The organism is Pseudomonas sp. SIMBA_068 (assembly GCF_046534705.1).
Lineage (GTDB): Bacteria > Pseudomonadota > Gammaproteobacteria > Pseudomonadales > Pseudomonadaceae > Aquipseudomonas > Aquipseudomonas putida.
Genome location: NZ_JAWRYI010000006.1, coordinates 314,711 through 336,841, shown reverse-complemented (window position 1 = coordinate 336,841; position 22,131 = coordinate 314,711). Strand labels below are relative to the sequence as shown.

Below are 22,131 nucleotides of genomic sequence, written 5' to 3'. Positions count from 1 at the left end.
TGGCCAGCGCCCCTTTGATGCGCCTTACTTCTTCGCCGCCCAGGCGTTGAAGCGTTGCTCCAGCTGCTCGCTGTTGTCGGCCCAGAAGGCCACGTCGATCTGCACCTGGTTGGCAATGTTCTCAGGCGTGGTCGGCATGTCCTTTTTCACCTCGTCCGACAGCAGGGGTACGGCCTTGGAGTTGGCCGGGCCGTAGGCAATGTTCTCGGAGTAGATCTTCTGCTGTTCGGGCTTGACGCTGTAGGCGATGAACTTCTTCGCCTCTTCGACGTTCTTGGCACCTTTAGGGATCGCCCAGGCGTCAAAGTCGTAGATGCCGCCGTTCCACACCACCTTGAGGTTGCTCTCTTTCTGCACAGCGGCAATACGGCCGTTGTAGGCAGAGCTCATGACCACGTCGCCTGAAGCCAGGAACTGCGGTGGCTGTGCACCCGCTTCCCACCACTGGATGCTGGGCTTGAGCTCATCAAGTTTCTTGAAGGCGCGGTCCTGGCCTTCCTTTGTGGCCAGCACCTTGTAGACGTCCTTGGGCGCAACGCCATCGGCCATCAGTGCAAATTCCATGGTGTACTTGGCGCCCTTGCGCAAGCCACGCTTGCCTGGGAACTGCTTGGTGTCCCAGAAATCGGCCCAGCTGGTAGGTGCGGTCTTGAGCTTGTCAGCGTTGTAAGCCATGACCGTGGACCAAACGAAGAAGCCCACGCCGCACGGCTGGATGGCACCAGGCACGTAATCGGCCTCGCTGCCGAACAGGGCCGGGTCGAGCTCTTCGAACATGCCCTCATCGCACCCGCGCGCCAGCTCTGGCGACTCAACCTCTACCAGGTTCCACGACACGCTCTTGGTGTCGACCATCGCCTTGACCTTGGCCATTTCGCCGTTGTACTCGCCGGCGACGATCTTGCCATTGCCCGCCTTCTCCCATGGCTCGTAGAACGCTTTGACCTGGGCGGCCTTGTTGGCGCCCCCGAACGAGATCACGGTGAGGTCTGCGGCCATGGCCTGGCCAGCGGCGAACAGCCCCAGGGCCAGGGCGGTCAGTTTCAACTGCTTGCGCATTCTTATTCTCTCCACAGTACAGGGTTGGTGAAGCAATCCATCAATGGGCTTCGGCAATCGGATCGAGCGCGCGGGCGTGCTCCACCTCCCAGCCCAGCGGTACCACATCGCCCACGGCCAGGGCCGGGTCGAGCTCGGCAATCGGCTGTTTCACGAAGAAATCGGCCTTGCCGCAAACTTCCAGGCGCACCCGCACGTGGTCGCCCAGGTAAATGAATTCGGCCACCCGGCCAGAGAAGCGGTTGACGCAGCGCTCGCTGTGGCCATTCAGGCGCACACGCTCCGGGCGGATCGACAGGGTTACCGGCTCGCCGGCCTGGCCGACGTTCACCGCCAGCGCTTCAACCCGCTCGCCGCGCGGCAGCTGCACCTGGCAGCGCTTGCCATCGCTGGCCAGCAGGGTGCCGTTGATACGGTTGTTCTCGCCGATGAAGTTGGCGACAAAGGTATTGCAGGGTTCTTCGTACAGCGTGCGCGGGTCGGCGATCTGCTGGATCTCGCCCTGGTGGAACACCGCCACGCGGTCGGACATGGTCAGCGCTTCGCCCTGATCGTGGGTCACGTACACCACGGTCACGCCCAGGCGCTGGTGGATGTGCTTGATCTCCATCTGCATGTGTTCACGCAGCTGCTTGTCCAGCGCGCCGAGCGGTTCGTCCATCAGCACCAGTTGCGGCTCGAACACCAGTGCACGGGCCAAGGCCACCCGCTGCTGCTGGCCACCGGAAAGCTGGCCGGGGTAGCGCTTGGCGAAAGTATCGAGCTGGACCATGTTCAGCACGCGTTTGACCCGCTCGCTGACGTCGGTCTTGCTCAGGTTGCGTACGGTCAGCGGAAAGGCCAGGTTCTCGGCCACGGTCATGTGAGGGAACAACGCGTAGTTCTGGAACACCATGCCGATGTCGCGCTTGTGCGGCGGCACGTTGTTGATCGAGCGCCCGGCCAGCTGGATTTCACCGGCGGTAGGGGTTTCGAAGCCGGCCAGCATCATCAGGCTGGTGGTCTTGCCGGAGCCGGACGGGCCAAGCAGGGTAAGGAACTCGCCCTTGCGGATGTCCAGGTTGAGGTCTTTGACGATCAGCGACTCGCCGTCGTAGCTCTTCTGCACACCACGGAAGCTGACCAGCGTTTCGCTGGTTGCAGCGTTCGACTTCGCCTCGCTCATGCCTGCACCTTCTTGTTGGATGACTGCGTAGGCAAAAGAGTAGAAGAGGCGCAAGCGCACGAAAATCGGGGGCACTGAGAGAATGCCATCATCCGGATGGAAGATTTGCTGTAGGGATTGCCCTACAACAATGGCGGGATTGGAATGCCCTTGCGATCCAGCCACGAAACCTGTGGGAGCGGGCATGCCCGCGAAGAGGCCGGCTCAGCCATAGAGATCAGCAGGCCAGGCCCGTTCGCGGGCATGCCCGCTCCCACAGAGGCTTCGGCAAGTTTCGGGCACGCCTATGTCGCAATCAGACCAGCTTGTGTTCCATGGCGTACTTCACCAGCTCCGCCAGCGAGTTCACTTTCAGCTTTTGCATCAAACGCGCCTTGTGGGTGCTGATGGTTTTGCTCGACAGCGCCAGTTGCTGGGCGATGTCGTTGACGTTGGCCCCTTGGGCCAGGCGCTCGAACACCGAAAACTCCCGCTCCGACAGCAGCGTGTGCAATGGCCGGGACTCGGTCAGGCCCACTTCGAACACCATGCGGTCGGCCAGCGACGGGTCGATGTACCGGCCGCCGCTTGCCACCCGACGTATCGCGGTCAGTAGCAGCGCCGGGTCACTGTCCTTGGTGGCATAGCCCGCCGCCCCAGCCTTCAGCGCCCGCGCCGCCATCTGGGCCTCGTCGTGCATCGACAGCATCAGGATTGCCGGCGCATCGTGCAGGGCACGGATCCGCGGGATCGCCTCCAGGCCGTTCACCCCCGGCATCGAGATATCCAGCAGCACCACTTCGCACGGCGTGTGGCGCAGGGTGTCGAGCAACTGCTCACCATTCCCGGCCTCCCCCACCACCTGCATGTCCTTGGCCAGGCCAATCAACTGCTTGATGCCTTCACGGACAATGGTGTGGTCTTCGGCCACCAGTACTCGAATCACGATTGCTCTCCTACTCCAATGGAATGGCCACACTCAGGCTGGTGCCTTCGCCCGGTTCACTGTCCAGCGCCATGCTGCCCCCCAGCATCAGCACCCGTTCGCGTACACCCACCAGGCCAAATGAAGTGGGCCGGGTCTGCTCGCGGCAAAAGCCTTGGCCATCATCGCTGACCGTCATGCGCAATTGCCCTTCCTCACGCACCAGCTCGATCTCCACGCTGTGCGCCTGGGCGTGGCGCATGACGTTGGTGAGCGCCTCCTGCAAGATACGAAACAGGCCGGTGGCCTTGGCATCGCTCAATGCTGGCAGATTATCCGGCACTTGTACCAGGCAGGGGATCTGCGTGCGGGCTTCAAAGCGCCGTGCCTGCCATTCGATGGCCGAGGCAATGCCGGCATCGAGAATCGGCGGGCGCAAAGCAGTGGCGACATCACGCACCAACTGGAACAGCTGGGCAATCAGGCGCTTCATGCTTGCCAGGCGCTCATGCAGGCCCGGGTCCAGGTCGGCAAACGCCAGCTCGCACATCGACACCTCCAGCTTGAGCACGGTCAGCATCTGCCCCAGCTCATCATGCACTTCCCGGGCGATGCGCGCCTTTTCTTCCTCGCGCACGCTTTCCAGGTGGGCCGACAGCTCGCGCAGCTGCTCCTGGGATTTCGCCAACGCCAACTCGGCCCGCTTGCCCTGGGTGATGTCCCATACCACACCGTCCCACACCACCTGGCCGTTGGCCAGGCGCCGGGTGCTGGCCTTGATGTCGGCCCAGCGTTGTTCACCGTGGCGGGTCAGGATACGCCCCTGCCAGGACCAGTCCTGGTCGCTGGCCAAGGCCAGGTCCTGGACCCGGTGGTAATCGGCGCGGTCTTCGGGGTGAACCAGGTTGCGCAGGCCCATCTGTGGGTGCTGGATCTCGACAGGCGCATAGCCCACCAACGCCTCGCTGCCCTCACTGATATAGGGGAATTCCAGCTCGCCTTCGGCCGGGTCACGCTCCAGGCGGAACACCAGCCCGGGCACGTTGCCGGCAATGCCCTTGAGCCTCGCCTCGCTCTCGCGCAGTGCCGCCAGGGCGCGGTGGCGCTCGGTGACATCGGCGAGGTAGACCACCAGGTATTCGGAATCTCGAAAACGCAGAAAACTCAGTGATAGCTCGACCGGCAGCAGGCTGTTGTCGGCCCGCCGGCACTGTGCCTCGAACTGGCCAACACCGCCCTCCCCCGTGCGTGCGCCTTTCCATAACTCCAGCCAGCGGTCCATGTTCAGGCTGGGCTCGAAGGTGCTCAACGGCCGCTCCAGCAGTTCGCCATCGCCATATCCCAGCATGCGCTCGGCGGCGTGATTGGCGTAGCGTACGTGGCTGTCCCAGTTGACCCAGAGAATACCCACCGTGCTCTGGTCGATGGCGAACTGGCTCAGGCGCAGGGCTTCTTCACGCACTTGTCGCTCCACCAGGCTTTCCCGCGTGGTCAGGAGGCTGCGCTCCAGCTGGCGCTGCTGGCGGCGTTGCCACACCAGGGTGGCCAAGGCACACAACAGCAACATACCGAACAGCAAGGCCAGGTTCTGCCAGAAGCCAGGCGACTCGCTCAGCCGTGGGTATTTGGGTTGCAGCCAGCGTTGGTGCAGTTGCTCCAGCTCCTTGGCCGGCAGCGCCTGCAGGCCGCGCTCGAGCACATCGGCCAGCAGCGGCCAGTCGCGCCGCGAGCCGATGCGCAACAACTGCGGCAGGCCGATATCGCCGACCACCGCCAGCTCACTGAACTCGCTTTCGCGTGACAAGCGGCTGAGCTGGGCTTCATCCAGCACCGCGAAACTGGCCTGGCCACCTACCACCAGTTGCAAGGCCTCACGTTCGTTGGGCACCCCCTGCAGGTTGAGGTTGCCGTAGTTGCCGCGCAGGTAATCGGCCAGCTGGCTGGGCATGCGCACGGCCACCCGCTGCTCGGCTTCAAGCTTTTCCAGCTCCACGGCCATGGCGCCGGTGCGCGGCCCCACCACCAGTTGCGGCACGCGCATGTACGGGTCGCTGAACAGCCACAGCCGCAGGCTGGCCGGCGTCTGGGTAAGGCCGGGGGCGAAGTCGATTTCGCCGCTCTGCAGGGCATGTTCCAGGCTGGCCTGGTCGCTGAAGTTGCGCCAGGTAAGGTCCAGGCGCAGCGCCTGCGCCAGGCTGTTCACCAGTTCTACGTTGGCCCCGTACAGTTGCTGCAGGCGCCGGTCGAATTGGGCGTAGGGCGCCTGCAGCACCAGGCCGACGCGCAAGCTGCGGTGCGCGTCCAGCCACTGCTGTTGCGCAGGCTCCAGCGTAACGGTGGGCACCACCTCGGGCCGGGCCAATGCAATCAAGGGCAGCCACAAGCAGCCGATAACCAACAGGCTACGCACTCGCTTCATCTACACGCTCGTCTTGGCAAAGGCGGCCATGCAGCATGGCCGTCACGGGCAAATACTATTAGGCTGCCGATATCATTCTGGCCCTGGGTTGACTCATGTCCACACTTTATCGCACGACGCTGGCAATGTGCTGCCTGACCTCGATCCTTCCACTCGGCGCCTTGGCTGCCGATGCCGAAAAACCAACCACCACCACCGAAGCTCCGGCCGCCGAAGCCCCGCGCCCGCCCCTGCTGGAGCGCAGCCAGGAAGATGCCCAGGCGCTGGAACGGCTTGTGCCCAAGGCCGAGCAGCAGACCTTGCAGGCCGGTGCCGACAGCTTCCTGGCCCTTTGGAAACCCGCCAATGACAACGACCCGCAAGGGGCAGTCATCATTATTCCCGGTGCTGGCGAGACCGCCGACTGGCCAAATGCGGTCGGCCCACTGCGGCAGAAATTCCCTGATGTCGGTTGGCACACTCTGAGCGTCAGCCTGCCCGACCTGCTCGCCGACAGCCCGCAGGCAAGGGTCGAGGCCGCACCGCCCGCCGAGCCTGAGCAAGACAAAGGCGAAAGCGCACCGGCCAAGGACGTACCGGCCGACGCCAACGCCAACGTGGCCCAGGCCACGGCGGCCGATGCCGACACCGCAGAAAGCACTGACGCTGAACAGGCCAGCGAGCAGGCCGACCCGGCAGATGCCGAGCGTATCTTCGCCCGCCTGGATGCCGCCGTAGCGTACGCACAGCAACACAACGCCCGCAGCATCGTGCTGATCGGCCATGGTAGCGGTGCGTATTGGGCGGCACGCTACCTGAGCGAGAAGCAGCCACCCCAGGTACAAAAACTGGTGATGGTCGCCGCGCAGACACCGGCGCGGGTTGAACATGACCTGCAAAGCCTGGCGCCGACCTTGAAGGTGCCGACTGCCGATATCTACTACGTCACCCGTAGCAGCGACCGCAACGCGGCCGAGCAGCGCCTGCAGGCCAGCAAGCGGCAGAAGGACAGCCAGTACCGGCAGTTGTCGTTGATTGCCATGCCGGGGAACAAGGCCGCGGAACAAGAGCAGTTGTTCCGCCGGGTACGGGGATGGATGAGCCCTCAGGGTTGAGCTGAAATCGATGGGCCGCACAGCGGCCCCATTTTCACAGGCCCCGGCGCTTACGGATCATGGCATAGGCCTGATGCAACTCACGGGTACGCTCAGTCGCCTCACGCACCTGCGCCTCGCTGGCACCGGTACCTGCCAGCTTGTCCGGGTGATGCCGGCTGACCAGCCGGCGATACGCCTGCTTGACCTTGTCGGTCTCGGTGTCAGCCTCAACCGCCAGCAAGCGCAACGCCGCGGCATAGGTCATGGCCACCCCTTCCGTTCCGGCTGCCTTGCGCGGCTCGTACTCCAGCGACATCGCCTGCACCTGGCGCCGGCTCAGGCCTAGCTTCTGTCCCCAGTCCAGCAGCAGCTCACGTTCCTTGTTGCCCATCTTGCCGTCGGCCCAGACCATGCGCCAACAGGCGCGCAGGGTGCCTTCCGCCGCATGAGGCTGCTGGCGAATGCGGCGCAAATGGCTGCCCAGCCGGTCCTTGCCCGCCTTGCCGCGGTTGAACGCGGCTATCGCGCGCAGCCGGGCCGCTTCGGCCAGGTCCAGGCGCAGCATTTCCTGGCGCGCCTGGCGGATATGCTGCTCAGCCACCCGCCCATCGCACTTGGCCAGGCGCCCGAGCATCACGAACAGCAACTCGTCGTCACGCAAGGCCGAGCGACCGCCCAGGCGTTCGCGCATGTCTTCCCAGCCCTGCAAGCGCAGGCGGCGGTCCAGGGCCTGCCCAAGCAACCCGCCGAGCAAGGCCCCCGGGATGCTGGCTACAGCAAAACCTGCACTCACACCAATCAGCGTGCCTGGCCACCACATGTCAGGCGCGCTCGCCAATCAAACGCTCAGCCTCGGCCAGGCGCTCAGGCGTGCCAACATCTACCCAGTGCCCACGGTAGTGTTCGCCAGTGACCTTGCCATCCGCCATGGCCTGACGCAGCAGTGGCGCCAGCTTGAAGGCGCCGGGCTGGCAACCGTCGAACAATGCCGGGTGCAGCACTGAAAGCCCACTGAAGGTGAGCGTGCCCGGTGCATCATCGCCATCGACGACCTGATCGCCTACCAGGCGGAAGTCACCACGGCCGTGATGGCCAGGGTTATCGACCAGTACCAGGTGAGCAAGACCTTGCAAGGGGCCCGGCAGGCATGTGAAGTCGTAATCGCTCCAGACATCGCCATTAACCAGCAGGAACGGCGCGTCGCCCAGCAATGGCAGGGCCTTGAAGATGCCACCACCGGTTTCCAGCGGCTCGCCCTCAGGTGAATAACGAATGCTCAGCCCGAAGCGGCTGCCATCGCCCAGGTGGTCTTCGATCTGCTGGCCGAGCCAGGCATGGTTGATCACCACCTCGGTAATACCCGCCGCCGCCAGGGCGTGCAGGTGGTACTCGATCAGCGGCTGGCCAGCGACCTGGATCAGTGGTTTGGGGGTATGCAGGGTCAATGGGCGCATGCGCTCGCCTTTGCCTGCTGCCAGGATCATTGCCTTCATGCACGCGCTCCGGCCTGCAACTCGGCGATCAGCTCACCCAGCTCCGCCAATTCGGGACGGCGGCCGATCACTTCTTCTATATAGGCGAAGAAACGCGGCACGTCGCCCAGATAGCGCGGTTTGCCGTCGCGGTGGCAGATGCGGGCGAAAATGCCGATCACCTTCAGGTGGCGCTGCACACCCATCAGGTCGCTGGCACGCTGGAATGCTTCGAAGTCGCCCTGCACCGGGATGCCAGCCGCCTTGGCCTGCTGCCAGTAGTTTCGCAGCCAGCCTTCGACCCGTGCCTGCGGCCAGCTGAGGAAGGCGTCCTTGAACAGGCAGGTGATGTCGTAGGTGACCGGGCCGTACACCGCGTCCTGGAAGTCCAGTACGCCGGGGTTGGGGGTACTTTGCATCAGGTTGCGCGGCATGTAGTCGCGGTGCACCAGCACCTTGGGCTGGGCCAGGGCGCTGTCGATCAGCAGTTGGCTGACGCGCTGCCAGGTGGCTTTCTGCGCTTCGCTCAGGGCCAGGCCAAGCTCACGCCCCACGTACCACTCGGGAAACAGCTCTACTTCACGGCGCAACAGGGCATCGTCGTAGCTGGGCAGCGGCGCATCCATTGGCAGGCGCTGGAAGGCCAGCAAGGCCTCGATGGCGTCGGCGAACAGGCCATCGGCGTTGTCGGCATCAATTACATCAAGGTATGTCTGGTGGCCCAGATCCCCCAGCAACAGGAAGCCGCGCTCCAGGTCCTGGGCATGGATCAGCGGCACATGCACACCAGCGCTGGCCAGCAAGTGGTCAATGGCGACGAACGGTCGGCAGTTTTCCTGCGGGGGTGGCGCGTCCATGATCACGAAGCTGCGCCCAGCGCCCTGCCAGCGGAAGTAGCGGCGGAAGCTGGCGTCGCTGCTGGCCGCGGTCAGGTTGCCTGCGGGCACTTCGCCCCAGGCGTTGTTCAGGAAAAGATCATTGAGCTGCTCATCGAGCCAGACCGTCAGTTGTTGCAGGCGTACATCGTGTTCAGGCATTACAAGGGTCTCCGACGGCCCTAGCCGTCAAGCGGGTCATGCTTTATTATCCAGCATCTTTTTCAGACCATCGAGAGGCGTGCGGCCCCACACGCGGGCAGATGGCACGCAGGAAGCCCGGACTAATAAGATGGCATTGAAATCCCCCGCGTTTCGTAGAAAGTTTCCGTTGCTGGTAACCGGCGGTCTGCTGGCCCTGCAACCTCTGGCCACCTCATACGTAGTGGCAGCCGAACAGTTCGACTGCCAAGTGTCCGCCTCCGGTGGTTGGGACTGCAAGCCCAAAGCGCCAGTCAACAACCTGCCGCCGCGCCCGGTGCACGAAGGTGCGGCCGTCAGCTCCGGCACAGAAGCCGCGAGCGAAGCCGAAACCGCGGACCGGCCGATGCTGGTCACCGAGGCCAAGGGCCGTGCCCTGAAGTCGCGCAGCGAAGACTACAGCCACCTGGACTGGGTGCCGCGTGACAAGCTGACTGCCGCGCAGCTGGCCGAAACCGGCCCGTATTGCGGTGGCGCGTATGTCGAGCCAACCCGCCCGGGCATGGCCGACACCACGCCGAAGGACGAGTCGCCGACCTACATCAACGCCAAGGTGTCCAAGTACCAGCAGGAGCAGCAAATCGCTACCCTCGCCGGTGACGTGGTGATGCGCCAGGGCAGCATGCAGGCCGAGGCCGACGAGGCCAACCTTTACCAGACCGAAAACCGTGGCGAGCTCAAGGGCAACGTCCGGATCCGTGACAACGGTTCGCTGGTGGTCGGTGACGAGGCACAGATTCAGCTCGACACCGGCGAAGCCCAGGTCGACAACGCCGAATACGTGATGCACAAGTCGCACATCCGCGGCAGTGCCCTGTATGCCAAGCGTGGTGAAAACGCCATCATCCGCCTCAAGGACGGTACGTACACCACCTGCGAACCGGGCAGCAACGCCTGGCAGCTGAAGGGCAATAACATCACTCTGAACCCGGCAACCGGTTTCGGTACTGCGACCAACGTTACGCTGCGGGTCAAGGATTTCCCGGTGTTCTACACACCGTACATCTACTTCCCGATCGACGACCGTCGCCAGTCCGGCTTCCTGCCGCCATCGTTCAGCACCAGCAGCGACACCGGCTTCATGCTGGTCACGCCGTACTACTTCAACCTGGCGCCCAACTACGACGCCACGTTGTACCCGCGTTACATGACCAAACGCGGCCTGCTGATGGAAGGCGAGTTCCGCTACCTGACCCCTTCCAGCGAAGGCCAGCTCGGTGGCGCGTACCTGAACGACAAGAACGACGACCGCAAAGACCAGACTGACTACAAAGAACAGCGCTGGATGGTCAACTGGCAGCACAAGGGAGGCCTGGACGAGCGCCTGATGGCCGAGGTGGACTACACCGACATCAGCGACCCGTTCTACTTCCAGGACCTGGAGTCCGACCAGATCGGTGTTGAAAGCCAGGACTTGCTCAATCAGCAGGGTGCGCTGACCTACCGCGGTGACAGCTACACCGCGCGGTTGAACGTGCATGCCTACGAGATGGCGACCATCTCGAAGATCACGCCATATGATCGCCTGCCGCAAATTACCTTCAACGGTAAGCTGCCGTATGAGCCGGGCGGGCTCAACCTTGCCTACGAAACCGAAGCTGTTCGCTTCGATCGCGATCTGAAAGATGACTTCGTCCTGGACAAAGACGGCAACCCTGACTTCTCTGCCGGTGCGGCAGGCCGTCGCCTGGACCAGAACGTCAGCGGCATCGCCCGCGCCAACGGCAACCGCTACAACGTTGCGCCGTCGATCAGCCTGCCGATGGAAGCCAGCTACGGCTACCTGACGCCCAAGCTGAAGTATGCGTACACCCATTATGACCTGGACCTGGACAGCCAGGGCAAAGCCCAGGCAATCGCCCAGTCGGCAAACCCGGCGTATGGCAGCTACAACAGCTCGCTGGACCGCGATGTACCTATTTTCAGCGTGGACAGCGGCCTCTACTTCGACCGTAACACCTCGTTGTTTGGCACCGACTACAAACAAACCCTCGAACCGCGCCTGTTCTACCTCTATGTCCCGTACAAGGACCAGAAGGACATCCCGCTGTTTGACTCGGGCGAGACCCTGTTCAGTTACGACTCGCTGTTCCGCGACAACCGCTTCAGCGGTACCGACCGTATCGGCGACGAGAACAAACTGTCGCTGGGCGTGACTACCCGCTGGATTGAAGAGAACGGCTTCGAACGCCAGAACTTCAGCATCGGCCAGGCGTATTACTTCAAGGATCGCAAGGTTCAGCTGCCAGGTATCGACTACCGCACGCGCGCTGACTCGCAGTCAGACGTGTCGCCGTACGCGTTGATGTACAACTACTTCTTCAACCGCGACTGGCGCTTCAATTCGGACTTCAACTGGGATCCGGACAGCCGCAGCACCCGTTCGGGCAGCGCGATGTTCCACTACCAGCCTGAAGACAATCCGAACAAGGTGGTCAACCTCGGTTATCGCTACCGCAACGACACCATTTCCTACGACTCAACGACCGGTACCTGGAAAGTGGGCGGTGGCGACTATAGTGTTCCGGGCAACCCGAACTACATCAAGGACTACTACAAGATCCAGCAGCATGACTTCTCGGTCATCTGGCCGATCGTTCCACAGTGGAACGTCATCGCTCGCTGGCAGCATGACTACAACCGCAATCGCACCCTGGAAGCCATGGGCGGTTTCGAGTACGACAACTGCTGCTGGAAGCTGCGCCTGATCAACCGTTACTGGATCGATTACGACGACTTCAGCCAGGCACTTCCGGCGAACGAAAAAGGCGACCACGGCATCTTCCTTCAGATCGTTCTGAAAGGGCTCGGTGGCGTAGTGGGCAACAAGGTCGAATCTTTCCTCGACCAAGGCATTCAAGGTTACCGTGAACGTGAAGACCAAGCTTATTGACCGTCTGCGCCCAGTGCTGCTGGGTGCCGTTTTGCTGAGTGGCGCGGTGCATGCCGCGGTACAGCCTCTTGATCGCGTGGTGGCCATCGTCGACAACGACGTGGTCATGCAAAGCCAGCTGGACCAGCGCGTCCGCGAGGTGCAGCAAACCATCGCCAAGCGCGGCGGCGGCGTGCCACCGACCGGTGCTCTGGAACAGCAGGTACTGGAACGCCTGATCGTCGAAAACCTGCAGCTGCAGATCGGCGAGCGCTCCGGCATCCGCATCACCGACGAAGAGCTGAACCAGGCCATCGGCACCATTGCCCAGCGCAATGGCATGTCGCTGGACCAGTTCCGCGCCGCCCTGGCCCATGACGGCCTGTCGTTCGACGACGCTCGCGAGCAGGTCAAGCGCGAGATGATCATCAGCCGCGTGCGTCAGCGTCGCGTGGCCGAACGCATCCAGGTGTCGGAGCAGGAAGTGAAGAACTTCCTCAACTCCGACATGGGCAAGATGCAGATGTCGGAAGAGTACCGCCTGGCCAACATCCTCATCCCTACCCCGGAAGCCGCCAGCTCGGATGATATCCAGAAGGCTGCGCGCAAGGTTGGTGACGTGTACCAGCAACTGCGCCAGGGTGCCGACTTCGGCCAGATGGCGATTGCCAACTCGGCCAGCGAAAACGCCCTGGAAGGCGGCGAGATGGGCTGGCGTAAAGCCGGCCAACTGCCACCAGACTTCGCCAAGATGCTCAGCAGCATGCCGGTCGGTGAAATCACCCAGCCTATTCGCATCCCCAACGGCTTCATCATCCTCAAGCTCGAGGAGAAGCGCGGTGGCAGCGAGAACGTGCTGCGTGACGAAGTGCATGTACGCCACATCCTGATCAAGCCAAGTGAAATCCGCAGCGAAGCGGCCACCGAGCAACTGGCCGAGCGCCTGTACGATCGCATCAAGAACGGCGAAGACTTCGGCGAGCTGGCGAAGAGCTTCTCGGAAGACCCGGGTTCGGCGCTCAACGGCGGCGACCTCAACTGGGTAGACCCGAACAGCCTGGTACCGGAGTTCCGCGAACAGATGGCCAACGCCCAGCAAGGCGTAGTGACCAAGCCGTTCAAGACCCAGTACGGCTGGCACGTTCTGGAAGTGCTGGGCCGCCGCGCCACCGACAGCACCGAACAGGCACGTGAGCAACAGGCCCAGAGCGTCCTGCGCAATCGCAAGTACGACGAAGAGCTGCAAACCTGGCTGCGCCAGATTCGCGACGAAGCCTACGTTGAAATCAAGCTGCCTGGCGCCGACCAGGCCGCCCAGTGAAGCCCCAGCGCTTCGCCGTCACCCCTGGCGAGCCTGCCGGCATAGGTCCCGACCTGTGCCTGCTGCTCGCCGCAGACGCCCAGCCCCACCCCCTGATCGCCATCACCAGCCGTGACCTGCTCGCCGAGCGGGCCACGCAGCTGGGGCTGGCCGTCAGCCTGCTGCCAGTCGCCCAGGGCCAATGGCCCGACCGGCCGGCACCCGCGGGCAGCCTGTACGTATGGGATACCCCTCTTGCAGCCCCGGTAGTGCCAGGCCAGCTCGACAAAGCCAACGCGGCGTTCGTGCTGGAAACCCTGACCCGCGCCGGGCAAGGCTGCCTCGATGGCCATTTTGCCGGGATGATCACCGCCCCTGTGCACAAGGGCGTGATCAACGAAAGCGGTATCGCCTTCTCCGGGCATACCGAGTTCCTTGCCGAGCTGACCCACACCGCGCAAGTGGTAATGATGCTGGCCACCCGCGGCCTGCGTGTGGCCCTGGTGACCACGCACCTGCCGCTGCGTGATATTGCCGACGCCATCACTGCCGAGCGCGTCGAACGTGTAACCCGTATCCTGCATGCCGACATGCGCGACAAGTTCGGCATTGCCAACCCGCGCATACTGGTGTGTGGCCTCAACCCGCACGCGGGCGAGGGCGGCCACCTGGGCCGCGAAGAAATCGACATCATCGAGCCGACCTTGGCCCGCCTGCGCACCGAAGGCATGGACCTGCGCGGGCCGCTGCCGGCCGATACCCTGTTTACCCCCAAATATCTGGAGCACTGCGACGCAGTGCTGGCGATGTACCACGACCAAGGCCTGCCTGTACTCAAGTACAAAGGCTTCGGCGCTGCAGTCAACGTGACGCTGGGCCTGCCGATCATCCGCACGTCGGTCGATCACGGCACCGCCCTGGACCTCGCCGGCACCGGCAACGTCGACACCGGCAGCCTGCGCGTCGCGCTGGAAACCGCCTACCAGATGGCCGAGAACCGACCATGAACGAGCAATACCAACACCGGGCGCGCAAGCGCTTCGGCCAGAACTTCCTGCACGACGCCGGCATCATCGACCGCATCCTGCGTGCCATCAACGCCAAGGCCGGCGAACACCTGCTGGAAATCGGCCCGGGCCAGGGCGCCCTGACCGAAGGCCTGCTGGGCAGCGGCGCACAACTGGACGTGGTGGAGCTGGACAAGGACCTGGTGCCGATCCTGCAGCACAAGTTCGGTAACCGCAGCAACTTCCGGCTGCACCAGGGCGACGCCCTGAAGTTCGACTTCAACCAGCTGGGCGTGCCACCGCGCAGCCTCAAGGTGGTGGGCAACCTGCCCTACAACATCTCCACCCCGCTGATCTTCCACCTGCTCAGCCATGCCGGCCTGATCCGCGACATGCACTTCATGCTGCAAAAGGAAGTGGTAGAGCGCATGGCCGCCGGCCCTGGTGGTGGTGACTGGGGCCGTTTGTCGATCATGGTGCAGTACCACTGCCGCGTCGAACACCTGTTCAACGTAGGCCCTGGGGCCTTCAACCCGCCGCCGAAAGTGGACTCGGCCATCGTCCGCCTGGTACCGCACGAAGTGCTGCCATTCCCGGCCAAGGATCACCTGCTGCTGGAGCGCGTCGTTCGTGAAGCCTTCAACCAGCGTCGCAAGACACTGCGCAACACCCTGAAAGGCCTGCTCGACAGCGCAGCCATCGAGGCAGCCGGCGTGGATGGCAGCCTGCGCCCCGAACAGCTGGACCTGGCGGCCTTCGTGCGCCTGGCCGACCAGCTGGCTGATCAGCAACAAGCCTGATCCAGCCTGCACTGGCCTCTTCGCGGGCACGCCCGCTCCCACCGGTAAATCACCCCCTGCAAATGTGGTGAAAACCTGTGGGAGCGGGCATGCCGACGAAGAGGCCAGCCCATACACCCCCCAAGTCCCCCACACCGCTGGCCCTCCCCCCTCCCAATGGCCTAGACTGCGTTATTGCGTCAGCTCGCCCAAGGCCATTGCATGTCCGATCCTCGCTATCTGATCGACGTCAGCGTCGTGACCCGCTACCTCAAAGAACAATCCGACCCCGAAAACAGTCGTTTCGCCTTCGCCTACACCATCACCGTGCACAACAGCGGCTCGCTCAAGGCCAAGCTGCTGTCACGCCACTGGCTGATCACCAATGGTGACGGCGAGGTCGAGGAAGTGCGCGGCTCCGGCGTGGTCGGCCAACAACCCAACATCGATCCGGGCCAGAGCCACACCTATAGCAGCGGTGCGGTAATCACCACCCGTGTGGGCACCATGCAGGGCAGTTACCAGATGTTCGCCGAAGACGGTAAGCGCTTCGACGCCGAGATCGCCCCCTTCCGCCTCGCGGTGCCCGGGGCACTGCACTGATGGCAACCTACGCCGTCGGTGACGTGCAGGGCTGCCTGCAGCCCCTCAAGTGCCTGCTCGAACGTGTCAGCTTCAACCCGGCCGTCGACCGCCTGTGGCTGGTCGGTGACCTGGTAAACCGCGGCCCCGAATCACTGGAAACCCTGCGCTTCCTGTATTCGATCCGCCAGTCGCTGGTCTGCGTGCTGGGCAACCATGACCTGCACCTGCTGGCCGCCTGGCACAACGTCGAGCGCCTGAAAAAAAGCGACACGCTGCGCGAGATCATCCAAGCACCGGACGCCGACCTGCTGTTCCACTGGCTGCGCCAGCAAAAACTGCTGCATTACGACGAGGCACGCGGCATTGCCATGGCGCACGCGGGCATTCCGCCACAGTGGACGCTCGGCCAGGCCCTTGGTCTTGCGGCTGAGGTGGAAGAGGTACTGCGCGACGATGGCCGCCTGAAGCTGTACCTCGACGGTATGTACGGCAACGAGCCGAACAAGTGGAGCAAGCGCCTCACCGGCATCGAACGCCTGCGGGTCATTACCAACTACTTCACACGCATGCGCTTCTGCACCGCCGAGGGCAAGCTCGACCTCAAGAGCAAGGAAGGCCTGGGCACCGCGCCCAAGGGTTACAAGCCCTGGTTTGCACACAAGGACCGCCGCTCGCGGCATGTGAAGATCATCTTCGGCCATTGGGCCGCCCTCGAAGGCCGCGTCGACGAGCCGGGCGTCATCGCCCTGGACACCGGTTGCGTGTGGGGCGGCGCCATGACCCTGTACAACGTCGACAGCGGCGAATACCACCGCTGCGACTGCGCCGACGACGGCACCCTGCGCCAGCCGGCACAACCCACTACACTCAACGACCACACCTGAAGGAAGTAGTACCCATGAGCGAATTCAAGCGCATCCCTCCCGAGCAGGCCTTGGAGCTTCGCAAGCAAGAAGGTGCGGTCGTCGTCGACATTCGTGACTCGCAAGCCTTCGCCGCAGGCCACATTACCGGCGCCCGGCACCTGGATAACCATTCGGTTGCAGACTTCATCCGCAACGCCGACCTCGACGCCCCGACCCTGGTGGTCTGCTACCACGGCAACTCCAGCCAGAGCGCTGCCGCCTACCTGGTAGGCCAGGGCTTTTCCGACGTGTACAGCGTGGACGGTGGCTTTGAACTGTGGCGCGCTACCTACCCGGCCGAGACCGCCCAAGGCATCGCCGAATAAATATTTTCATTTTTACTGCAGCCCGCGCCACGTGCGGGCTTGCGGCTTATCTGACGAACGGTCGTTCGCAACTTCTCCGCCCCCCGCCCTTGAACTTGCCGATAACCAACTATTCTTAAGCGCAGGCCATCCAGAAAAAGGGGAGAGCCGGTACACCGGCGTGCGGGTCATCGGTAGCGTTACAGGGTGTTCTGGGGGGTATACAGCAACCGTCAAAACCGGTTGCATGCCAGCATCAGCTGACTGATCCGGCGTCGTCTCCACGTATCGAGCGAGGTGACGTCATGAGTATTTTTAGCCACTTCCAACAACGTTTCGAGTCCACGCGCCAGGAAGAACTCTCGCTGCAGGAGTACCTCGAGCTGTGCAAAGGGGATCGCAGTGCCTACGCATCGGCGGCCGAACGGCTGTTGCTGGCCATCGGTGAGCCAGAGCTGATCGACACCTCAACCAACTCCAGGCTGTCGCGCATCTTCTCCAACAAGGTTATCCGCCGCTATCCGGCCTTTGCCGACTTCCATGGCATGGAAGAGTGCATCGACCAGATCGTGTCTTATTTCCGCCACGCCGCCCAAGGCCTGGAAGAAAAGAAACAGATCCTCTATCTGCTGGGCCCGGTGGGGGGCGGTAAATCGTCGCTGGCCGAAAAACTCAAGCAGCTGATGGAAAAGGTACCGTTCTATGCCATCAAGGGCTCGCCGGTATTCGAGTCGCCCCTGGGGCTTTTCAACGCTACCGAAGACGGGGCCATCCTTGAGGAAGAGTACGGCATCTCGCGGCGCTACCTGAACACCATCATGTCGCCCTGGGCCACCAAGCGCCTGCAGGAGTTCGGCGGCGACATCAGCAAGTTCAAAGTGGTCAAGCTGTACCCGTCGATCCTCAACCAGATCGCCATCGCCAAGACCGAACCGGGCGACGAGAACAACCAGGACATTTCCGCCCTGGTCGGCAAGGTCGATATCCGCAAGCTCGAAGAATTCCCGCAGAACGACGCCGATGCCTACAGCTATTCGGGCGCGCTGTGCCGTGCCAACCAGGGCCTGATGGAATTCGTCGAGATGTTCAAGGCCCCGATCAAGGTCCTGCACCCACTGCTCACGGCCACCCAGGAAGGTAACTACAACAGTACCGAAGGACTGGGTGCCATTCCCTACACCGGTATCCTGTTGGCCCACTCCAACGAATCGGAGTGGCACACCTTCCGCAACAACAAGAACAACGAGGCGTTCATCGACCGGATCTACATCGTCAAGGTGCCGTACTGCCTGCGCGTCAGCGATGAGATCAAGATCTACGACAAGTTGCTGATCAACAGCTCGCTGGCCAAGGCCCATTGCGCGCCAGACACCCTCAAGATGCTCGCCCAGTTCACTGTACTCTCGCGCCTCAAGGAGCCAGAGAACTCCAACATCTACTCGAAGATGCGCGTCTACGACGGCGAGAACCTCAAGGACACCGATCCGAAGGCCAAGTCGATCCAGGAGTACCGGGACTCGGCAGGCGTCGACGAGGGCATGAACGGCCTGTCGACCCGCTTCGCCTTCAAGATCCTTTCCAAAGTCTTCAACTTCGACCCACACGAGATTGCGGCCAACCCGGTTCACCTGCTGTACGTGCTCGAACAGCAGATCGAACAGGAACAGTTCCCGGCCGAAGTGCGCGAACGCTACCTGCGCTACCTGAAGGAGTACCTGGCACCGCGCTATATCGAGTTCATCGGCAAGGAAATCCAGACTGCCTACCTGGAGTCCTACAGCGAATACGGCCAGAACATTTTCGACCGCTACGTGCTGTACGCCGACTTCTGGATCCAGGACCAGGAATACCGCGACCCGGAAACCGGCGAAATCCTCAACCGCATCGCCCTCAACGAAGAACTGGAGAAGATCGAGAAACCGGCCGGCATCAGCAACCCGAAAGATTTCCGCAACGAAATCGTCAACTTCGTGCTGCGTGCCCGTGCCAACAACAACGGCAAGAACCCGAGCTGGCTCAGCTATGAAAAGCTGCGGGTGGTGATCGAGAAGAAAATGTTCTCCAACACCGAGGACCTGCTGCCGGTCATCAGCTTCAACGCCAAGGCCAGCAAGGAGGACCAACAGAAGCACAACGACTTCGTCACGCGCATGGTGGAGCGTGGCTACACCGACAAACAGGTTCGTCTGCTGTCGGAATGGTACCTGCGGGTCAGGAAATCGCAATAAAGCGACAAGCTACACACTGCGCGCCCAAGGCTGGCAAGCCAGCCTTGGGCGGCAGCAACTGCCTTGCTGCCATTAGGTGCAGCGAGCCCGTAGCTTGAAGCGTGCAGCTGTTCCCAGCTACCGGAGGGACCATGAGCTACGTTATAGACCGACGCCTGAACGGCAAGAACAAGAGCACGGTCAACCGTCAGCGCTTTCTGCGGCGGTACCGTGAACATATCAAGAAAGCCGTCGAAGAGGCGGTAAGCCGCCGTTCCATCATGGACATGGAACATGGCGAGCAGATCAGCATTCCGGGGCGCGACATTGACGAACCCGTGCTCCACCACGGTCGCGGCGGCAAACAGACCGTCGTGCACCCGGGCAACAAGGAATTCACTGCCGGCGAACATATCCCCAGGCCGCAAGGTGGTGGCGGGGGTGGCGGCGGCCGCGGTAAAGCGGGCAATTCCGGCGACGGCATGGACGACTTCGTCTTCCAGATCACCCAGGAAGAGTTCCTCGAATTCATGTTCGAGGATCTCGAACTGCCCAACCTGGTCAAACGTCACCTGACCGGGACCGACACCTTCAAGACCGTGCGTGCGGGCATCGCCAACGAGGGCAACCCGTCACGCATCAATATCGTGCGCACCCTGCGCTCGGCCCATGCCCGGCGTATCGCCCTGACCGGCAGCAGCCGCGCACTGCTGCGCGAAGCACAAAAGGAACTCGACCGCCTGCGGGTCGAGGAGCCGGACAACTTCACCGATATCCAGGAAGTCGAACAGGAAATCGAACGCCTGAAGGCACGCATCAACCGCTTGCCCTTCCTCGACACCTTCGACCTCAAGTACAACCTGCTGGTCAAGCAGCCCAACCCCAGCTCCAAGGCAGTGATGTTCTGCCTGATGGACGTGTCCGGCTCCATGACCCAGGCCACCAAGGACATCGCCAAGCGCTTCTTCATCCTGTTGTACCTGTTCCTCAAGCGTAACTACGACCGCATCGAAGTGGTGTTCATCCGCCACCACACCAGCGCCCGGGAAGTCGACGAGGAAGAGTTTTTCTACTCGCGGGAAACCGGCGGCACCATCGTCTCCAGCGCGCTCAAGCTGATGCAGGAGATCATGGCCGAACGCTACCCGGCCAGCGACTGGAACATCTACGCCGCTCAGGCTTCTGACGGCGATAACTGGAACGACGACTCGCCGATCTGCCGCGAGATTCTGTCCAAGCAAATCATGCCGCACGTGCAGTACTACACTTACGTCGAGATCACCCCCCGTGAGCACCAGGCGCTGTGGTACGAATACGAACGCATCGGCGAAGCCTTCCCCGACACGTTCGCCCAGCAGCAGTTGGTATCGGCCGGCGACATCTACCCGGTCTTCCGTGAACTCTTCCAGCGCAGGTTAGCCACATGACCGCCAGAGCACAGAGACGCCAACCCATTTCCACCGGGTCCGAGTGGACGTTCGAGCTGATCCAGACCTACGACCGGGAAATCGGCCGCCTGGCCGAACGTTACGCCCTGGACACTTACCCCAACCAGATCGAGGTGATCACGGCCGAGCAGATGATGGACGCCTATGCCTCGGTCGGCATGCCTCTGGGCTACCACCACTGGTCCTACGGCAAACAGTTCCTCAGCACAGAAAAGTCCTACAGCCGTGGCCAGATGGGCCTGGCCTACGAAATCGTGATCAACTCCGACCCCTGCATCGCCTACCTGATGGAAGAAAACACCATGTGCATGCAGGCACTGGTGATTGCCCACGCCTGCTATGGCCATAACAGCTTCTTCAAAGGCAACTACCTGTTCCGCACCTGGACCGACGCCAGCTCCATTATCGATTACCTGGTGTTTGCCAAGCAGTACATCGCCCAGTGCGAAGAGCGCCACGGCATCGATGCCGTGGAAGACCTGATCGACTCCTGCCATGCCCTGATGAACTACGGCGTGGACCGCTACAAGCGCCCCTACCCCATCTCCGCAGAAGAGGAACGGCGGCGCCAGAAGGAGCGTGAGGAACACCTGCAGCGCCAGATCAACGACCTGTGGCGCACCATCCCGAAAAGCGCCGAAAGGGGCAACGAACGCGATGAGGGGCGCTTCCCCGCCGAACCACAGGAGAACATCCTGTATTTCATCGAGAAGAATGCCCCTCTGCTCGAACCCTGGCAGCGTGAAGTGGTGCGCATCGTGCGCAAGATCGCCCAGTACTTCTACCCGCAGCGCCAGACCCAAGTCATGAACGAAGGCTGGGCAACCTTCTGGCACTACACGCTCATGAACGACCTGTACGACGAGGGGCTGATCACCGAAGGCTTCATGATGGAGTTCTTGACCTCGCACACCAGCGTGGTGTTCCAGCCCGGCTTCGACAGCCCCTACTACAGCGGCATCAACCCCTACGCACTGGGCTTCGCCATGTACACCGACATCCGCCGCATGTGCGAAAACCCTACCGATGAAGATCGCCACTGGTTCCCCGACATTGCCGGCAGTGACTGGCTTTCTACCATCAAGTTTGCCATGAGCAGCTTCAAGGACGAGAGCTTCATCCTGCAGTACCTTTCGCCTAAGGTGATGCGCGACCTCAAGCTGTTCAGCATCCTCGACGACGACCAGCGCGACGACCTGCTGGTGCCCGCCATTCACGATGAAGCCGGCTACCGGGTGATTCGTGAACTGCTGGCCGCGCAGTACAACCTGGGTAACCGTGAACCGAACGTGCAGATCTGGAGCGTCGACCGTCGCGGTGACCGCTCGCTGACGCTGCGCCACCAGCAACACAACCGCAAACCGCTGGGCGACTCAACCGATGAAGTGCTCAAGCACCTGCATCGCCTGTGGGGCTTCGATATCCACCTGGAGACCGTACAGGGCGAGCAAGTGATGAAAACCCACCACATGCCACCCCGTGGCGAGCACGGCGAAAGCGCCGACTACGGGCGCATGGACCTGGCTGTCATTCACCACCTCTAGTGCTACAC

General features: G+C 62.5%; 18 protein-coding genes. 11 read left to right on the top strand and 7 right to left on the bottom strand.

Translation table 11 applies throughout. From position 1 onward, the window contains the following. Positions 1-24 precede the first annotated feature (24 nt). From SB756_RS16765 to SB756_RS16750, 4 genes are all read right to left on the bottom strand, one after another. Positions 25-1,059, bottom strand: a complete 1,035-nt coding sequence (locus SB756_RS16765; protein WP_410911172.1) for an ABC transporter substrate-binding protein — start codon at positions 1,057-1,059, stop codon at positions 25-27. Positions 1,060-1,099: 40 nt separating this feature from the next. Beyond that, positions 1,100-2,224 carry an ABC transporter ATP-binding protein gene (locus tag SB756_RS16760; RefSeq protein ID WP_258654869.1) on the bottom strand — a complete coding sequence of 375 codons (1,125 nt, stop codon included), beginning with the start codon at positions 2,222-2,224 and terminating at the stop codon, positions 1,100-1,102. A 295-nt stretch (positions 2,225-2,519) separates the two neighbouring features. Beyond that, entirely contained in the window at positions 2,520-3,152 is a 633-nt protein-coding gene (locus tag SB756_RS16755; protein ID WP_169725176.1) for a response regulator transcription factor, read from the bottom strand. A gap of 7 nt (positions 3,153-3,159) precedes the next feature. Beyond that, a complete protein-coding gene (locus SB756_RS16750) occupies positions 3,160-5,547 on the bottom strand; it encodes a PAS domain S-box protein (RefSeq protein ID WP_410911171.1) in 2,388 nt (795 codons plus the stop codon). Positions 5,548-5,642: 95 nt separating this feature from the next. Here SB756_RS16750 and SB756_RS16745 point away from each other — a divergent pair, with 95 nt between their 5' ends. Then, positions 5,643-6,641: an alpha/beta hydrolase family protein gene (locus tag SB756_RS16745; protein WP_410911170.1), complete on the top strand. Its 999-nt coding sequence runs from the start codon at positions 5,643-5,645 to the stop codon at positions 6,639-6,641. A 34-nt stretch (positions 6,642-6,675) separates the two neighbouring features. Here SB756_RS16745 and SB756_RS16740 read toward each other — a convergent pair whose 3' ends face one another. The 3 genes from SB756_RS16740 to SB756_RS16730 are packed head-to-tail and all read right to left on the bottom strand — an operon-like array spanning position 6,676 to position 9,132. Further along, positions 6,676-7,443, bottom strand: coding sequence for a TerB family tellurite resistance protein (locus tag SB756_RS16740; RefSeq protein ID WP_341797400.1), 768 nt, complete (start codon positions 7,441-7,443; stop codon positions 6,676-6,678). 1 nt (position 7,444) lies between these two features. Then, positions 7,445-8,116 carry an N-acetylmuramate alpha-1-phosphate uridylyltransferase MurU gene (gene murU, locus SB756_RS16735; RefSeq protein ID WP_410911169.1) on the bottom strand — a complete coding sequence of 224 codons (672 nt, stop codon included), beginning with the start codon at positions 8,114-8,116 and terminating at the stop codon, positions 7,445-7,447. Next, the gene (locus tag SB756_RS16730; RefSeq protein ID WP_341797398.1) at positions 8,113-9,132 is read right to left on the bottom strand and encodes an aminoglycoside phosphotransferase family protein; all 1,020 of its coding nucleotides are present in this window, start codon (positions 9,130-9,132) and stop codon (positions 8,113-8,115) included. The genes murU and SB756_RS16730 overlap by 4 nt, the downstream gene beginning before the upstream one ends. 130 nt (positions 9,133-9,262) lie before the next feature. On the opposite strand from SB756_RS16730, the gene SB756_RS16725 reads away from it, so the two are divergent. The 10 genes from SB756_RS16725 (at position 9,263) to SB756_RS16680 (ending at position 22,123) form a co-directional block, all read left to right on the top strand. Beyond that, a complete protein-coding gene (locus tag SB756_RS16725; protein ID WP_341797397.1) occupies positions 9,263-12,064 on the top strand; it encodes an LPS-assembly protein LptD in 2,802 nt (933 codons plus the stop codon). After that, complete coding sequence (gene surA, locus SB756_RS16720) at positions 12,045-13,364, top strand: peptidylprolyl isomerase SurA (protein WP_341797396.1); 1,320 nt, start codon at positions 12,045-12,047, stop codon at positions 13,362-13,364. Before SB756_RS16725 ends, surA begins: the two co-directional genes overlap by 20 nt. Continuing rightward, positions 13,361-14,350 carry a 4-hydroxythreonine-4-phosphate dehydrogenase PdxA gene (gene pdxA, locus SB756_RS16715; protein WP_410911168.1) on the top strand — a complete coding sequence of 330 codons (990 nt, stop codon included), beginning with the start codon at positions 13,361-13,363 and terminating at the stop codon, positions 14,348-14,350. Before surA ends, pdxA begins: the two co-directional genes overlap by 4 nt. Next, entirely contained in the window at positions 14,347-15,150 is an 804-nt protein-coding gene (gene rsmA / locus SB756_RS16710) for a 16S rRNA (adenine(1518)-N(6)/adenine(1519)-N(6))-dimethyltransferase RsmA (protein ID WP_016497706.1), read from the top strand. The genes pdxA and rsmA overlap by 4 nt, the downstream gene beginning before the upstream one ends. 201 nt (positions 15,151-15,351) lie before the next feature. Continuing rightward, complete coding sequence (gene apaG, locus SB756_RS16705) at positions 15,352-15,732, top strand: Co2+/Mg2+ efflux protein ApaG (RefSeq protein ID WP_016497705.1); 381 nt, start codon at positions 15,352-15,354, stop codon at positions 15,730-15,732. Beyond that, positions 15,732-16,598: a symmetrical bis(5'-nucleosyl)-tetraphosphatase gene (locus SB756_RS16700; RefSeq protein WP_341797394.1), complete on the top strand. Its 867-nt coding sequence runs from the start codon at positions 15,732-15,734 to the stop codon at positions 16,596-16,598. The genes apaG and SB756_RS16700 overlap by 1 nt, the downstream gene beginning before the upstream one ends. A gap of 14 nt (positions 16,599-16,612) precedes the next feature. After that, the gene (gene glpE, locus SB756_RS16695) at positions 16,613-16,945 is read left to right on the top strand and encodes a thiosulfate sulfurtransferase GlpE (RefSeq protein WP_341797393.1); all 333 of its coding nucleotides are present in this window, start codon (positions 16,613-16,615) and stop codon (positions 16,943-16,945) included. 284 nt (positions 16,946-17,229) lie between these two features. Next, positions 17,230-19,152: a PrkA family serine protein kinase gene (locus SB756_RS16690; RefSeq protein WP_016497703.1), complete on the top strand. Its 1,923-nt coding sequence runs from the start codon at positions 17,230-17,232 to the stop codon at positions 19,150-19,152. Between the two features lie 131 nt (positions 19,153-19,283). Further along, positions 19,284-20,558 carry a YeaH/YhbH family protein gene (locus tag SB756_RS16685; RefSeq protein WP_016497702.1) on the top strand — a complete coding sequence of 425 codons (1,275 nt, stop codon included), beginning with the start codon at positions 19,284-19,286 and terminating at the stop codon, positions 20,556-20,558. Then, positions 20,555-22,123, top strand: coding sequence for a SpoVR family protein (locus tag SB756_RS16680; protein ID WP_043202470.1), 1,569 nt, complete (start codon positions 20,555-20,557; stop codon positions 22,121-22,123). Before SB756_RS16685 ends, SB756_RS16680 begins: the two co-directional genes overlap by 4 nt. Positions 22,124-22,131 lie beyond the last annotated feature (8 nt).

Coding starts and splice junctions, on each gene's coding strand:
- SB756_RS16765 (WP_410911172.1), bottom strand. CDS start 1,059: ATGCGCAAGCAGTTGAAACTGACCGCCCTGGCCCTGGGGCTGTTCGCC.
- SB756_RS16760 (WP_258654869.1), bottom strand. CDS start 2,224: ATGAGCGAGGCGAAGTCGAACGCTGCAACCAGCGAAACGCTGGTCAGC.
- SB756_RS16750 (WP_410911171.1), bottom strand. CDS start 5,547: ATGAAGCGAGTGCGTAGCCTGTTGGTTATCGGCTGCTTGTGGCTGCCC.
- SB756_RS16745 (WP_410911170.1), top strand. CDS start 5,643: ATGTCCACACTTTATCGCACGACGCTGGCAATGTGCTGCCTGACCTCG.
- SB756_RS16740 (WP_341797400.1), bottom strand. CDS start 7,443: ATGTGGTGGCCAGGCACGCTGATTGGTGTGAGTGCAGGTTTTGCTGTA.
- murU (WP_410911169.1), bottom strand. CDS start 8,116: ATGAAGGCAATGATCCTGGCAGCAGGCAAAGGCGAGCGCATGCGCCCA.
- SB756_RS16730 (WP_341797398.1), bottom strand. CDS start 9,132: ATGCCTGAACACGATGTACGCCTGCAACAACTGACGGTCTGGCTCGAT.
- SB756_RS16725 (WP_341797397.1), top strand. CDS start 9,263: ATGGCATTGAAATCCCCCGCGTTTCGTAGAAAGTTTCCGTTGCTGGTA.
- rsmA (WP_016497706.1), top strand. CDS start 14,347: ATGAACGAGCAATACCAACACCGGGCGCGCAAGCGCTTCGGCCAGAAC.
- apaG (WP_016497705.1), top strand. CDS start 15,352: ATGTCCGATCCTCGCTATCTGATCGACGTCAGCGTCGTGACCCGCTAC.
- SB756_RS16700 (WP_341797394.1), top strand. CDS start 15,732: ATGGCAACCTACGCCGTCGGTGACGTGCAGGGCTGCCTGCAGCCCCTC.
- glpE (WP_341797393.1), top strand. CDS start 16,613: ATGAGCGAATTCAAGCGCATCCCTCCCGAGCAGGCCTTGGAGCTTCGC.
- SB756_RS16690 (WP_016497703.1), top strand. CDS start 17,230: ATGAGTATTTTTAGCCACTTCCAACAACGTTTCGAGTCCACGCGCCAG.
- SB756_RS16685 (WP_016497702.1), top strand. CDS start 19,284: ATGAGCTACGTTATAGACCGACGCCTGAACGGCAAGAACAAGAGCACG.
- SB756_RS16680 (WP_043202470.1), top strand. CDS start 20,555: ATGACCGCCAGAGCACAGAGACGCCAACCCATTTCCACCGGGTCCGAG.